Origin of the sequence: Flavobacterium sp. N2038, from assembly GCF_025947185.1 — a bacterium.
GTDB lineage: Bacteria > Bacteroidota > Bacteroidia > Flavobacteriales > Flavobacteriaceae > Flavobacterium.
On the sequence record NZ_CP110001.1, the window covers coordinates 1861317 to 1875294 of the forward strand.

A 13978-nucleotide genomic window follows, 5' to 3' on the forward strand; every position below is an offset into this window, starting at 1 on the left:
GTATGGAATTTTTTTGGTACGTAGTTTTAATGGGAATTCTGGCCGTGTATCTGGTTTTAGACGGTTATGATTTTGGCGCAGGAATTATTCATTTATTTTTTGCCGATACAGAAAAAGATAAAAAAGCAATTACAAGTGCCATTGGTCCGTTTTGGGATGCTAATGAAGTTTGGCTGATTGCAGCCGGAGGTGTTTTGTTTTTTGCCTTTCCAACTTTGTATGCTTCTTCTTTTAGCGGATTTTACCTGCCTTTGATTATGATTTTATGGCTTTTGATTTTTCGTGCGATCGGACTTGAAATGCGTGGGCAGATTCATCATCCAATGTGGGAAACCATTTGGGATAAAGCTTTTGGGATTGCAAGTTTACTTTTGGCGCTTTTCTTTGGGATTGCTTTAGGAAATATTGTTCGCGGTGTAAATCTCGGAATGGTACAAAATGGAGTTTCTACACAAGAAGCGCATTATTTCTTTTTGCCTTTATGGAATCCTACTTTTAGTCCGCAGGCAGATGAATTGGGAATTATCGACTGGTTTACACTTTTTTTAGGAATTGTAAGTGTGGTGGCGCTAACAATTCATGGTGCAAACTGGATTATTTATAAAACCAATTCTTCTCTAAACCCGAAGCTAAAAAATGTAGTTTTTAAACTGAATATCGTTTTACTGATTCTGGTTTTTATTTCGCTTCAAATCTGGCATTTTATTGAGCCAAAACCGTTTCATAATTTTATAGAAAATCCGATTCTTTGGTTTTTTCCGTTGATGACTTTTGTTGGAATTGCAGGATTGTTTAAAGTGCGATCTTTTAAAAAAGACGGTCACGGATTTATATTTTCGACCTTGTTTTTAGTGGGTGGATTTGCATCAACAGCCGTTTCGATTTTTCCGAATGTATTACCATCGACAAATAAAGTAAATCCTTCGTTAACCATTTACAACACTGCCGCTCATGAATATGGTTTGAATGCCGGATTGAGCTGGTTTTTTATTGCTTTGTTTTTGGTGATTATTTATTTTATTATTCAGTATCGGGTTTTTAGCGGGAAGATGGATGATATTGGGTATGGAGAGCATTGAGTTTTTTTTCCACTCCCGATAGCTATCGGGATCATGAATTTTTGTGATTTTAACTATATGAATTGCCTCCAGTTTTAACTGTAGGTTTTTTTATCATATGCGACAGGCTTTAGCCAAAAACTATTTAAACTGAAAAAGATAATTAATTTTAAACATGAAGTTGTTTTGTCCTGAACGATACAAGAGATTCAATTAAATGCTGGATGACCATGTTTTAAATAAACTGGACTATAAAGTTGTTCGAGCTTTAAGATATTTTCGCTTTTTTAATTAAAACATTTATAAAAATGGATTACAAAATCAAAAAAGCAAGTCTTGAAGATCTCAATGAAGCAGCAGAACTTTTTAATCTTTATCGTGTTTTCTATCGCCAGAAATCTGATGTAGAAAAGGGAAAAGCATTTCTTAAAGAGCGGTTGTTAAATAATGAATCAGACATTTTTTTAGCGATCATAAACGAAAAAGCTGTTGGTTTTGTACAGCTTTACAAACTATTTCATTACACAAAATTGCAAAAGCAATGGTTGTTAAGTGATCTTTTCGTACATCCTGATTTCCGTGGTAAAGGATTATCTGTTGCATTAATTGACCGTAGTAAACAATGGTGCGAAGAAACAAATGCCTGCGGTTTGATGTTGGAAACAGAAAAAACAAATGATATAGGTAATCAATTGTATCCGCGCTGTGGGTTTGAATACGACGGTTTACATAATTATTATCATTGGTGGCGAGCAGAAAAATAAACGGCGATATTTAATCGTTTAATTTTGACAGCCGTATTGAATTAAAGATAAATACGATCAAGAATATAGTACCCAAAAAGAAATCCGTTTATTTTCCAAAATAAACGGATTTTTTAGTTTTCGTCTACAAGTAAAACTAAAATAAAACTTCTTTCGCAATAATATAAAATCCCATTACGAGAACAAACCAGCCAAAAAGCGGTTTAAGTTTTGCTCCGTCGATTTTTTTAGATAGACGGCTTCCAATGAACATTCCCAGAAGTGCCATTCCTGAAACGCCTAATAAAAAAGTATAATCGATTGGAGTTCCAATGTATAAATCACCCACAAAACCTATTGACGAATTGATTGTAATAATTAATAATGAAGTTCCAACGGCTTGTTTCATTGGTAGTTTGGCAAAAAATAATAGAGCAGGAATAATTAAAAAACCGCCGCCAGCTCCAAGAAATCCCGTTACAATTCCAACCAAAAAGCCAATTAAGCTTAATTGGGGATAATTGGTTTCAGAACTTTTAAGTTCAGGTTGAGGTTTTCGAATCATCGAAATTGCTGCCGTTATCATCAAGACAGAAAAGACAATCATAATCAGAAAATCTTTTGAAACCGAATATGAAGCTATTGAAAATAGGGTAGAAGCAATTTGAGGAAATATTACTTCACGAATAATTAAAATCGAAATCACAGAAGGAATCGCAAAATACAAGGCCGATTTAAGTTTAAGATTTCCCATTTTGTAATGGCTGTAGCTGCCTGAAAGTGCCGTTAATCCAACAATAAACAGGGAATATGAAGTAGCTTGTTCCGGATTGACTTTAAACAAGTAAACTAAAATTGGAATAGTCAGGATAGATCCGCCACCGCCAATTAAGCCTAACGAAATCCCGATAATGATTGAAGCAAAATAACCTAAATATTCCATTGCATTTATTTTAATGCAAAGTTGCTTCAGAAATTAGACTTCTACAGTAACATTTATCACAGAAGTTATTTTTTTGCCCACAGATTTTACGGATGGAACGGGTTGCCACAGATTATTATGATTAAAAGGATTTTTCTACGTGTTTAAAATTGAAGTTAAGTTTGTCACATTGAGCGAAGTCGAAATGTTTTGCGGGTTCTTTCCCGAAGTCTCGAGACGCTCAAACTGACATTCTTTTATAAATAACCAGTGAAAATCTGTTTAATCAGTGTAATCTGTGGCCAATAATTACTTTAAAAGCTCAATCTGGTTTCGGTTTAGTTTGACCAAACCTCGTTGTTCCATTTTTTTTAATAATCTGGAAACAACTTCTCGTGATGTATTTAATTCGGTTGCGATTTCCTGATGCGATAAATTCACCTCAGCGCAGCCGCAGGCATCCGAATGTCTTTTTAAATAAAATTCCAAACGCTCATCCATAGATCGGAAGGCGATGTTGTCAACCACTTCGAGAACTTCTTCAAAACGGCTTCGGTAAGTTTCGATCACAAATTCGTACCAGGATCGGTGTTCCATCATCCATTTGTCCATCAATTGCAGCGGAATCATCATAACGGTAACATCTTCGACCACTTTTGCCATAATCTGGCTTTTCTCGCTTTTAGCTGTGCAGATCATCGAAATGGCACAGGCTTGTCCGGGTTGTAAATAATACATCAAAAATTCACCGCCATCTTCACCTTCACGGTAAATCTTGATTTTTCCTTTGGTAATTAAAACGGTGTTTTTAATATATTGTCCGGTGCGCATTAAAATAGTTCCGGCTTCAAAATTTTGTAAGCTCCCGTTTTCCTCAATAGTTGCAATAAGGTCACTGGAGAAATTAGGAAAGATAGTTTTTAATGAATTTTGCATGTATTGTATTTTTAAACACATAGACATAGGATTTTGAAACTCAATAAAGGCGTTTCACTTTTATAAATGCATCCCGAAGTTTCGGGACTATGTGTTGATATTGTATTATCTGTTTTAAAATTTATTTAAAATTTAATCTGTGTTTCTGTGTGTTTAAAATTTTTTGCCACGAATTACACGAATTTACACAAATCAATTCGCGAAAATTCGTGTAATTGGTGGCAGAATATTTTATTAAAAAGAGATTAAAAATTATCATTTTTTACAAAGATAATAGATTCAGACGGTATTGATTGTGGTAAAACTATAATTAAGAGATGTTTTGGGCAAATGAAAAAATCCTATTTTCTATCGATTTTGTAGAGTGAATTTTTAAAAATAGTGAGTAAATTTGTATTTCACTGATTATAATACTTTCTCTAAAACGTTTTCTGAGAATAATAATCGAAATCGCATTTGGTACGTTTTTCATAGGTAGAAACGTCGTAATTTTACAAAAACACATTTATTATGAATTTATCACAAGAAGATTGGGTTAATCAATTAGCTGCTGACGAGAATGCAGTTATACTAGACGTAAGAACTGAAGACGAATTTAATGATGGCTATATTGAAAATGCTGTAAACATTGATATCAATAAAGGTCAGGGTTTTATTTATGAAATTGAAGAATTAGACAAAAATAAAAACTACTATGTGTATTGTCGTTCTGGAGCCAGAAGTGCAAAAGCTTGCCAGATTATGAACGAGTTAGGTATAGAGAATGCCTATAACCTACTTGGAGGTATACTAGACTGGGAAGGCGATACGATACAACCATAAAATAGAAGAAGAGGCATAAAAAGCCTCTTTTTTCATTATAATGCTATTAATAACCAAACATAAATTACCAGATTATGAGTTTAATACCCGAAGAATATCAGATTAAAAACCTGATAAATCAAGATACTTATCTTGTAAATGGAGAATTAAAACATTGGACAGGGCAAACCACGCCTGTGTTTTCAACTATTTCTTCTACAGAAAAATATACGCCAACTTTATTGGGATCTATTCCTTTTATGGCAGAAAAAGAAGCGGCAGAAGTTGTTGAAGCTGCCAATGCTGCTTATAATAAAGGGCAGGGTTTATGGCCAACCATGAAAGTGGCAGACCGCATTAAGTGCATGGAGAATTTCGTGAAACAAATGAAAGATACCCGTGAGGAAGTGGTTAAATATTTAATGTGGGAAATTGGTAAATCTTTGGGCGATTCGCAAAAAGAGTTTGACAGAACAGTTGAGTATATTTATGATACTATTGCCAGTTATAAGGAATTAAACGGACGTAGTTCGCACTTTGAAAAAGTACAAGGTGTAAACGCTATGATTCGACGTGGGCCTCTTGGAGTAGTATTATGTCTTGGACCTTATAATTATCCTTTAAATGAAACTTTTTCATTGTTGATTCCGGCTTTGATTATGGGAAATACAGTGATTTTTAAACCAGCAAAACATGGTGTTTTATGTATTTCGCCATTGTTGGAAGCGTTTAGAAGCAGTTTCCCAAAAGGGGTTATTAATATCGTTTACGGAAGAGGCCGAGAAGTGGCTTCTCCGATCATGAAATCTGGAAAAATTGATGTTTTGGCATTAATTGGAAACAGTAAATCTGCCATTGCTTTACAAGATCAGCATCCTAATAAAAACAGATTACGTTTGATTCTTGGTTTAGAAGCTAAGAATCCAGCTATTATTCTTCCCGATGCCGATTTGGATCTGGCTATTCAGGAATGTATTACCGGAACTTTATCTTTTAACGGGCAGCGCTGTACAGCATTAAAAGTGTTGTATGTTCATGAATCTATTGTAGAAGAGTTTAATAAAAGATTTTCTGAAAAAGTAGATGCTTTGCCTTTTGGAAATCCATGGGAAAAAGGAGTGGCTTTAACTCCGCTTCCGGAAACAGATAAGCCACATTATATTCAGGGATTAATTGACGATGCTGTTCATAAAGGAGCTAAAATCCTGAATGAAAAAGGAGGGAAACATACCGATAATTATATTTTTCCAGCCGTTTTATATCCGGTAAACAGTAAAATGCGTGTGTACCATGAAGAACAGTTTGGTCCTGTAGTTCCTATCATTTCTTTTAAGGATATTCAGGAACCACTAGAAGATATGGCCGAGTCAAATTATGGACAACAAGTAAGTTTGTTCGGGAAAGACATTAAAACCTTGGCACCGCTTATCGATGCTTTGGTAAATTTGGTATGTCGTGTAAACCTCAACAGTTCCTGTCAGCGTGGTCCGGATGCATTCCCGTTTACAGGTCGTAAAGATTCTGCTGTAGGAACCCTAAGTATCCCGGATGCTTTACGTTCTTTTTCAATTCGTACGTTCGTAGCCTCAAAAGATATCGCTTATAACAATGAAATTTTGCAGGAATTGCTCAACAGCAAAGAATCAAATTTCATTAATACCGATTATATTTTGTAGTTATAAAGGTTATATATTAATTGTAGATACCGTCTTTTTCTTTTTAGAACAAGACGGTTTTTTTGTGATAATGGAATATTCAGTTTTGGTGAGTTCCCGGAAAAAGGATATAATTTTCTAATGATTTGTAACATTATTTAAGAAAACATGTCATATATAAATCAATTAAAACTATCAAAATCCAAATTGGCTTATGAAAAAAACACCACATTATTTCTTATTTATTTCACTTTTGTTTCTGGCTCAGTATGGCTTTTCGCAAGAGCTTTATATGCCAAGAAATATAAAAGAAGCTTACGAAAAAGATACCCGTGCAATGGACGGGAAACCGGGAAAAAACTATTGGCAAAATCATGGTAAGTATACTATGGAAATTACAGTTGATGCTAAAACTAAAATAGTGAGTGGAACTGAAACCATTGTGTATGAAAATAATAGTAATGACACTTTACAAAATCTGCCTATCAGATTTGTAAATAATCTTCACAAACCATCGTCGCCAAGAAGTGGTTCTGTAAACGATGATTTTTTAAGTGCGGGATTGACCATTACATCTTTAAAAATTGAAGGTGAAGTGTATAAAGAAGATGGTAGAAAATGGGGAACGGTAGGAAATGTTAAATTAAATAAAGCATTGCTGCCTCATTCTAAAATTACAATTAATATCGACTGGAATTATCCTTTGTCTAAAGAAAGCGGAAGAGAGGGACAAATCGATGAGACTACTTTTTTTGTAGCTTACAGTTATCCAAGAGTTTCGGTTTTTGATGATTATAATTTTTGGGATAGACTACCACATACAGACCGTGCAGAATTTTATAATGATTTTAATGATTATTCCTACTCTGTAAAAGCACCAAAAAATTATGTAGTTTATGCAACAGGAGACCTGCTAAATCCGGATGAGGTTTTACAACCTGAATTTTCGGCGCGCTTAAAAAAATCGTATCTGACCGATGAGGTAATGCATATTGCTAACGAGCAGGAAATGAAAAGTGGCGTTGTAACAAAACAAAACGAATGGAATGTCTGGAAATTTGAAGCAAAGAATATCACTGATGTTTGTTTTGGACTAAGTGATCATTATCTATGGGATGCGAGTAGTGTTGTTGTGGATAAAAAAACAAATCGTCGTGCCAGTGTTCAGGCGGCTTATGATGTAAAAGGAACTGATTTTGTGGCTTCGGTAAAAAATAATCAATATGCACTGGATTATTTCTCAAATAACTGGCCGGGAGTTCCGTATCCGTTTTCTAAAATGACAGCTTTTCAGGGGTTTGCCGATATGGAATACCCAATGATGTGTAACGATTCGCAGATTGGTGACCCGAAATTTGCACAATTGGTTCAAGATCACGAAGTAGCACATACTTATTTCCCTTTTTATATGGGAATAAATGAAACGCGTTATGCTTTTATGGATGAAGGATGGGCAACTACTTTTGAATATTTGATTGGAATTGCTGAACATGGAAAAGAGGAAGCAGATAAATTTTATAAAACATTTAGAGTATCCAATTATATAAACGATCCGTCGACAGAAGAGGATCAGCCGATTATTTCAATGTCAACTCAGGTTTCAGATGCAGGTTATGGAAATAACTCTTACGGAAAAGCATCTCTTTCTTACCTGGCTCTGAAAGATATGCTGGGTGATGATTTATTCAAAAAAGCATTGCATTTTTATATGGATAACTGGAATGGTAAACATCCAATTCCGTGGGATTACTTTAATGCAATGAATACAGGTTCAGGAAAAAATCTGAACTGGTTCTTTAATAACTGGTTTTTTACCAATAATTATATTGATATTTCGGTTAAAAATGTTTCGAAGAATGTGATTTCTGTAGAAAATAAAGGAGGTTTTGCAATTCCGTTTGATGTAAATGTTGTCTATGCAGATAATACAACCGAAACTGTTCATCAGACGCCGGGTGTATGGCAGGCAAACCAAAAAACAGCCACCGTTATTTTAAAAGGAAAAAAAGAAATTAAACAGATAAATCTTGATGGTGGTATTTTTATGGATGCCACACCAGCAAACAACAGTTGGTCAGTTAAGTAAAAAAAAACAACTACAGAAAAACCGTCTTTCAATGTTGGAAGACGGTTTTTTATTATATTTAATATGACTAAAAAAATAAACCAATTATGATTAATTATAACCAGATTGTTTCCAGAAAAAAGATAGTAATATTTAGTTTTTTTCTAATATTAACCAGTTTTGGATTTGCTCAGAACAAAACCAGAATAGAAATAGGTACTATAGACAGTATATCGTCTAAAGTTTTAAATGAAGAAAGAAAAATATGGGTACATCTTCCAAGAAGTGCACAAAATAAAGGTTTTGCAAAGCAAAAATATCCGGTAGTTTATTTACTTGATGGAGATGCACATTTTAGTTCGGTTGTAGGGATAATTGAAGAGTTAAGCGAAATAAACGGAAACACAAATTGTCCTGAAATGATTATTGTTGGTATTACAAATACAAATCGCAACAGAGATTTGACCCCAACACATTCAGATATTGATTTGCCATTTGTAACTAAAAAATTAAGTGATCAGTCTGGTGGAGGAGAAAAATTTACTGAGTTTCTGGAGAAAGAATTAATTCCGTACATTGATTCCAAATATCCAACTGCTCCATACAAAACCTTGATAGGGCATTCTTTTGGAGGATTAACAGCCATTAATATTCTAACCAATCACACTAATTTATTCAATTCGTATGTTGCTATTGATCCTAGTATGTGGTGGGATCATCAGAAATTTTTAGCAGAGACAACCAAGAAACTCTCTTCTAAGAATTTGACTAATATTTCCTTATTTATGGCCGCTGCCAATACTATGGATGAAAATATGAATATTGTAAAGGTAAGGAGGGATACAACTGCTTTTACCAAACATATCAGATCAATTTTAGAACTGAATGATTTTTTGACTAAGAATAAAAAAAGTAATCTAAATTATCAGTACAAATATTATAACGATGATAATCATGGATCAGTGCCATTAATTGCTACTTATGATGCTATTCGTTTTATATTTAAATTCAATCAGCTTAAACTTTCTGTTTCAGATCAGGTTAATTTTAATAAAACGGTTTTTTCTAAAATCGAAAAGCATTTTGAAGAAGTTTCAAAACATTTAGGTTACACTGTAAATATACCCGAAAGTACTGTAAATGCTTATGGATATAGGTCACTGGAAAAAAAAGATATGGATTTTGCAGGTTTTTTATTTAAACTTAATGTTGCCAATTATCCACAAAGCCCTAACGTATATGATTCACTTGGAGATTTTTATCAGGCAAATGGCGATAAGAAAAATGCCATTTCATGTTATCAGAAAGCATTTATGTTAGATAAGAATTTCCTGGAAACGAAAGAAAAATTGGACATACTTTTGAAAAACTAGTTGTTTTAAGTAGTTAAATCCTTATACAAAGTTAATTTTTGTTAATAATTCAATATTAAGCCATCTTTTGTATTAAAAAAGATGGTTTTTATATTTTTTAGGTCAAAATAATGTAAATGTGGAAAACCGTAAAAAAAATTCGATTTAATAAACTACGTTTGCAAAAAAATAAAAACAATTAATCTATTAATGAAAAAATACTTTACTGTCTTAGTAATTCTACTATCTATTAAGACTTTCGCACAAAAAGACCCTAAAACTGCATTTCAACAAAGCAGATATGATTTGGCAGTGTCTTGCTATAAAAAAGATGATTTAAAAAAAGCTTTAGATTTATTTTCTGTTGCATCTAGAATTAAGCCCGAAAATGATTTAGGAAAAGAGTCTGTAAAACAAGTAGATGCTATAAAAACTATTTTAAGAAAGAATATGATGGAACAGGTTCTTGGTACCTGGAGAATGACAGGTGACAGTCCGGTTTGGTCACAAGCAGCAACTACAAGTGTTAATCAGTCTGAGGAAGAAGAAATAGTAGAAATAACGCCAGACAAAATTTTGTTTTATGAAGTAAATAAAAAGACAAAAGCAAAAAAAATGACTAGTTCTGAGGATTTAAAGTATTATAACAAAGAAGCTTCAGATGCATTATTTTCAGATATCATTCTTTCAGACGGAACGATTTGGAACTGTACATTAGATGAAAATGGAAATGTGTTGCGCGTTATAAATATTGCTAAAAAGACCGAAAATGGTCTTGAAACAATTGCTAGTAACAATACAGAACGATACTATGTAAAAGTAAAATAATAAAAAAGGGAATCAATTTTGATTCCCTTTTTTATTATATAATTAAGTTTTTTTATAAAAATTTAAAACCAAGTGAGAAGTTTGAAACTCCTGTTTTTACGCTTCTCGCAGAAGGATCAAGATCTGTAACACCGGCAAGATAGCGGTAGTCAAACGTTAATCTCCAAACATCAACCCCAACACCACCAAGGAAACTACTATTATTTCGTTCAAGTGCTATAAAATTAAGATTATTGTTTGCTTTTATACTAGAATAGTTTTTCCAATTGTATCCGGCAAAAATTCTGATGTTTCCAAGTTTTCCTAACGGAATTATTTTAAAACCGGCAATTAAGGTAGCGTCTGTTCCGCTTAAATCATATTCAGTTTCTCCAATTCCGGTTTGAGATACACTAAATTTTGATTCAGCATATCCAAATTCACCCTGACCATAAAAAAGAGCCAGATTCACTCTTGCGAATCCGGCGAAACCAACACCAGTACCGGAACTTTTAGAACTAAAATCATCCGTAATAACAGAAGTAATATTAGTAGAAAACTGTGGGCCAACTTGTATTAATTGCGCAAAACCATTTACACTAATACATAATAACGTTGCTAGAATGAATTTTTTCATAATGGAAATTATTTTTTTGATCCCATAAAAATAATTATTATTAATTACAATGGAATGATTTTTCTGATTTATTTTTTGTTATGTTTTTGATAATGAGGTATCTGTTGTTCTGGGTGCTAAAATGGAATATAATTGCAAAATGCCGTAAATTTGATTTAACAAGTTAAGATCAGTTAAAATGAAAATCATTGCAATTAACCCCTCGCAAACCTGGCAAATCAGACACGAAGTAATGTGGCCGGATCAGCCTTTTGAATTTGTACAACTGGAAGAAGATAATGACGGATTGCATTTTGGTGTTTTTGATCACGATAAGCTGGTTTCTATTGTTTCCTGTTTTATTGATGGTGATGAAATGCAGTTTAGAAAATTAGCCACATTAGAAGATTTTCAGGGAAAAGGAATTGCATCCGAACTTTTAAAACACATTCTGAAACTCGCAAAAGAAAAAGATTTAAGAAAAGTCTGGTGTAATGCCAGAAACAATAAAAAATCATTTTATGAAAAATTTGGAATGATCGATACCCATAAAATATTTACAAAAGCTGGACAGGAATTTACTATAATGGAAGTTTTATTGTAGACGTATAAGAATAAATTTTATTTATCCTGATCATCATAAATTAGTATAAGCGAAGTACTTACTTACGTATCATTTCGCTCCTTTTCTTATGTTAATATAAAATAAAACTTATAATAAATTATTTTTTTGTACAAAAAAGACTACATTTGCAAGATATAACAAAATTAAAATTTTTATAAGGATGGAAAAAAATAATCATTTATTCGGTATTATACGATTTTCTCAAAGAAATAGTCAAAATTCTCAAAGAGTAATATATTTATCCGTTTTTGCATTAATGACATTTTTATTAATGAGTAGTTGTGATAGAGATCCTATAGAGAATAAAGTCGCAGAACAAGAGAATGTTTTAATAGACAAAAATAACAGGTATCAGGAAGATAGTGAAGAGGTCCAAAAAATAAAAAGAGAATATCTTGATTCTATTACCCTATTGAGAGATAAAAATAATGTTGCATTATTTTCTAAATCAACAAATAATATTGAAGATTTTGTAAATGAAACTAGACAACTGATCATTTCTGCTAAACCGAATGTGAATAACTTATCTCAACAAATTAAGGATAAATATGCATATGTTTTAGATGGTCTTATTAGTCAGGGAACTGGCAGTTATACATCTGGAACAGATAAGACGGATTTATATAAAAATAATGCATTAAAAAATATTAGACTTCCTGAAACGATTTATTGGGAAACCAGAAAAGATAATACGTACCATTCTTACGATATAATTAGAAATTTAGGACCAGAAACTAATTACATGACTCTTGAACGTGCAAAAAACGTCTTGCTCAACTCATATTCTTATCCTGGTTATAAATTAGGATCAGTGAGTAATGCAATAAACGGAGGTACGAGATTGGTTTTTGGCTCATTAAAAAATGCTAACAATGCAGATACTTTTACTGTTCCAGGAGGAATCATAGAACAACAAGCTGTTTTGGATGGAATTTTAAATATTACCACAACAGAACATACATTTTATAAAGGGACTATTCGTAAAGTAGTTTTTAAATATAAAAATAATCTTTTTGTAGCCACTCATGGGGAGGGTATCAATCGATTTTGTAATTTTCCTGATAACATTTTCAATAAAGCACTTTTTAATAATTTCTCAAAAATGAATGATACAGAAGGGCCAATTAGTTTTATTACTTTAGATGAGCAATTTTTCGCAGCTCTTTACAAGTAATTATAAAGAAGGGAATTAAGTTTTCTTAAAAGGAGCCGTCTCAGAACAAAATTTTGAGACGGTTTTTTATTGGAATCATTTTGATTTTGATTACCTTAATTTTTATTCGAAGAAAAAATTGTCTCTATGCTGCAATTTTCTTTCTTAAGTTGTGCCCTAAAGCAACATCTTTGGGTGATAGCCGGGATTACCTTTTTTACTGTAAGCTTTAAAAAAGGCTGGATGTTTTTATGGAATTAAATCATCAAGGGAACGGTAAAAGTATCTTTTGTTGTTCGTTATAATGTTTGAATCTCATATATTTCAGCTATTAATCACTGATTAAATTTACAAAATTGCCAATGTAAAAATCATTTTACGAAAAATTCGGAATGATTGATAGCCATAAAATTTTCAACAAGGCAGGACAGGAATTTACCATAATGGAAGTTTTGCTATAGAAATAAGAATCAATTTTATCGAATAAAATGTACGGACTCAATTCTTTACGATTTTGATGGTTTTAGGTCTATTTCGACTTCAGTCATAATATGATTCTGATTTGTGGTTCTTTTTTTATGATTTTTTCGCATTAAAAAATAATATTTTAATAAAATTGGTGACTAAAAAAACAATTAAAACGTTTTCGTATTTTTTTTAATGTTAAAGCTTATAAAAAAATCTTTTTTTGTTTCGATACTTTCATTACTTTCGCACCCAAATGAGAAAGTTAATAGTATTTTTAGTATTCATGGGGTTCCTTCTGTTTGGCGGAGGGCAATATCTTAGTGCTAGTACGCAACAAAATTCTCATTTTCATAATCTTGAGAGAAAGCACAGGGTAAAATTCACTAATCAGGATCAGGGTTCTTCTATAATTGAAGACGCTGATTTGGATCTTGAGGAAGAGTATCTTGGAAGTGATGATCTCAAAGGTGGACTTACTAATAAATTTTACGCAACAAATTATAGTGTAATAGACACTTTATATCTGGCAATCTCAGGTCAGGCTGTTGCAAACGAAAACAATCGTTTTAAAATCTTTGTGCCATTTTGTGGCCTGTCAAATCCTATCTACATTACTCAGAGAGTATTAAGAATTTGATTTATTAATATACATCGGTTACCTGGGTTGTAATCCTGCATATCTTGTTGATGTATATTTTTTCTACTTCTTCTTATATGAAAGTTAAGTTATAACTATTTGGTGTCTGATGCATTTTTCCATCTAAAGGAATCACTGTA

The 13978-nt window shown here is 32.6% G+C and carries 13 protein-coding genes; 10 read left to right on the plus strand and 3 right to left on the minus strand.

Annotated features, from left to right (window positions below; translation table 11 throughout):
- Positions 1-2: 2 nt before the first annotated feature.
- Both cydB and OLM51_RS08565 read left to right on the plus strand, forming a co-directional pair.
- Complete coding sequence (gene cydB / locus OLM51_RS08560; RefSeq protein WP_264553899.1) at positions 3-1079, plus strand: cytochrome d ubiquinol oxidase subunit II; 1077 nt, start codon at positions 3-5, stop codon at positions 1077-1079.
- A 287-nt stretch (positions 1080-1366) separates the two neighbouring features.
- The gene (locus OLM51_RS08565) at positions 1367-1822 is read left to right on the plus strand and encodes a GNAT family N-acetyltransferase (protein WP_264553900.1); all 456 of its coding nucleotides are present in this window, start codon (positions 1367-1369) and stop codon (positions 1820-1822) included.
- Between the two features lie 136 nt (positions 1823-1958).
- Here OLM51_RS08565 and OLM51_RS08570 read toward each other — a convergent pair whose 3' ends face one another.
- Positions 1959-2744, minus strand: a complete 786-nt coding sequence (locus OLM51_RS08570; RefSeq protein ID WP_264553901.1) for a sulfite exporter TauE/SafE family protein — start codon at positions 2742-2744, stop codon at positions 1959-1961.
- 288 nt (positions 2745-3032) lie between these two features.
- Positions 3033-3659 carry a Crp/Fnr family transcriptional regulator gene (locus tag OLM51_RS08575; RefSeq protein WP_264553902.1) on the minus strand — a complete coding sequence of 209 codons (627 nt, stop codon included), beginning with the start codon at positions 3657-3659 and terminating at the stop codon, positions 3033-3035.
- Positions 3660-4169: 510 nt separating this feature from the next.
- Here OLM51_RS08575 and OLM51_RS08580 point away from each other — a divergent pair.
- The 5 genes from OLM51_RS08580 (at position 4170) to OLM51_RS08600 (ending at position 10360) form a co-directional block, all read left to right on the plus strand.
- Positions 4170-4481 (plus strand): rhodanese-like domain-containing protein, encoded by a 312-nt coding sequence (locus OLM51_RS08580; RefSeq protein ID WP_264553903.1) that lies wholly within the window; start codon positions 4170-4172, stop codon positions 4479-4481.
- Between the two features lie 74 nt (positions 4482-4555).
- Positions 4556-6136, plus strand: a complete 1581-nt coding sequence (locus OLM51_RS08585; RefSeq protein ID WP_264553904.1) for an NADP-dependent glyceraldehyde-3-phosphate dehydrogenase — start codon at positions 4556-4558, stop codon at positions 6134-6136.
- A 193-nt stretch (positions 6137-6329) separates the two neighbouring features.
- Positions 6330-8201 (plus strand): M1 family metallopeptidase, encoded by a 1872-nt coding sequence (locus OLM51_RS08590; RefSeq protein ID WP_264553905.1) that lies wholly within the window; start codon positions 6330-6332, stop codon positions 8199-8201.
- An 86-nt stretch (positions 8202-8287) separates the two neighbouring features.
- A complete protein-coding gene (locus OLM51_RS08595; protein WP_264553906.1) occupies positions 8288-9553 on the plus strand; it encodes an alpha/beta hydrolase-fold protein in 1266 nt (421 codons plus the stop codon).
- 189 nt (positions 9554-9742) lie between these two features.
- Positions 9743-10360: a tetratricopeptide repeat protein gene (locus OLM51_RS08600; RefSeq protein ID WP_264553907.1), complete on the plus strand. Its 618-nt coding sequence runs from the start codon at positions 9743-9745 to the stop codon at positions 10358-10360.
- Positions 10361-10412: 52 nt separating this feature from the next.
- Here OLM51_RS08600 and OLM51_RS08605 read toward each other — a convergent pair whose 3' ends face one another.
- The gene (locus OLM51_RS08605) at positions 10413-10976 is read right to left on the minus strand and encodes a porin family protein (protein ID WP_264553908.1); all 564 of its coding nucleotides are present in this window, start codon (positions 10974-10976) and stop codon (positions 10413-10415) included.
- Between the two features lie 178 nt (positions 10977-11154).
- On the opposite strand from OLM51_RS08605, the gene OLM51_RS08610 reads away from it, so the two are divergent.
- From OLM51_RS08610 to OLM51_RS08620, 3 genes are all read left to right on the plus strand, one after another.
- Entirely contained in the window at positions 11155-11559 is a 405-nt protein-coding gene (locus OLM51_RS08610; RefSeq protein ID WP_264553909.1) for a GNAT family N-acetyltransferase, read from the plus strand.
- Positions 11560-11740: 181 nt separating this feature from the next.
- Positions 11741-12754: a hypothetical protein gene (locus tag OLM51_RS08615; protein WP_264553910.1), complete on the plus strand. Its 1014-nt coding sequence runs from the start codon at positions 11741-11743 to the stop codon at positions 12752-12754.
- A 700-nt stretch (positions 12755-13454) separates the two neighbouring features.
- A complete protein-coding gene (locus tag OLM51_RS08620; protein ID WP_264553911.1) occupies positions 13455-13838 on the plus strand; it encodes a hypothetical protein in 384 nt (127 codons plus the stop codon).
- Positions 13839-13978 lie beyond the last annotated feature (140 nt).

What these genes read in the sequence shown, in the direction of transcription:
- OLM51_RS08610 (WP_264553909.1), top strand. Translation starts at nt 11,155, where the DNA reads ATGAAAATCATTGCAATTAACCCCTCGCAAACCTGGCAAATCAGACAC.
- OLM51_RS08585 (WP_264553904.1), top strand. Translation starts at nt 4,556, where the DNA reads ATGAGTTTAATACCCGAAGAATATCAGATTAAAAACCTGATAAATCAA.
- OLM51_RS08605 (WP_264553908.1), bottom strand. Translation starts at nt 10,976, where the DNA reads ATGAAAAAATTCATTCTAGCAACGTTATTATGTATTAGTGTAAATGGT.
- OLM51_RS08595 (WP_264553906.1), top strand. Translation starts at nt 8,288, where the DNA reads ATGATTAATTATAACCAGATTGTTTCCAGAAAAAAGATAGTAATATTT.
- OLM51_RS08565 (WP_264553900.1), top strand. Translation starts at nt 1,367, where the DNA reads ATGGATTACAAAATCAAAAAAGCAAGTCTTGAAGATCTCAATGAAGCA.
- OLM51_RS08580 (WP_264553903.1), top strand. Translation starts at nt 4,170, where the DNA reads ATGAATTTATCACAAGAAGATTGGGTTAATCAATTAGCTGCTGACGAG.
- OLM51_RS08620 (WP_264553911.1), top strand. Translation starts at nt 13,455, where the DNA reads ATGAGAAAGTTAATAGTATTTTTAGTATTCATGGGGTTCCTTCTGTTT.
- OLM51_RS08590 (WP_264553905.1), top strand. Translation starts at nt 6,330, where the DNA reads ATGAAAAAAACACCACATTATTTCTTATTTATTTCACTTTTGTTTCTG.
- cydB (WP_264553899.1), top strand. Translation starts at nt 3, where the DNA reads ATGGAATTTTTTTGGTACGTAGTTTTAATGGGAATTCTGGCCGTGTAT.
- OLM51_RS08575 (WP_264553902.1), bottom strand. Translation starts at nt 3,659, where the DNA reads ATGCAAAATTCATTAAAAACTATCTTTCCTAATTTCTCCAGTGACCTT.
- OLM51_RS08570 (WP_264553901.1), bottom strand. Translation starts at nt 2,744, where the DNA reads ATGGAATATTTAGGTTATTTTGCTTCAATCATTATCGGGATTTCGTTA.
- OLM51_RS08600 (WP_264553907.1), top strand. Translation starts at nt 9,743, where the DNA reads ATGAAAAAATACTTTACTGTCTTAGTAATTCTACTATCTATTAAGACT.
- OLM51_RS08615 (WP_264553910.1), top strand. Translation starts at nt 11,741, where the DNA reads ATGGAAAAAAATAATCATTTATTCGGTATTATACGATTTTCTCAAAGA.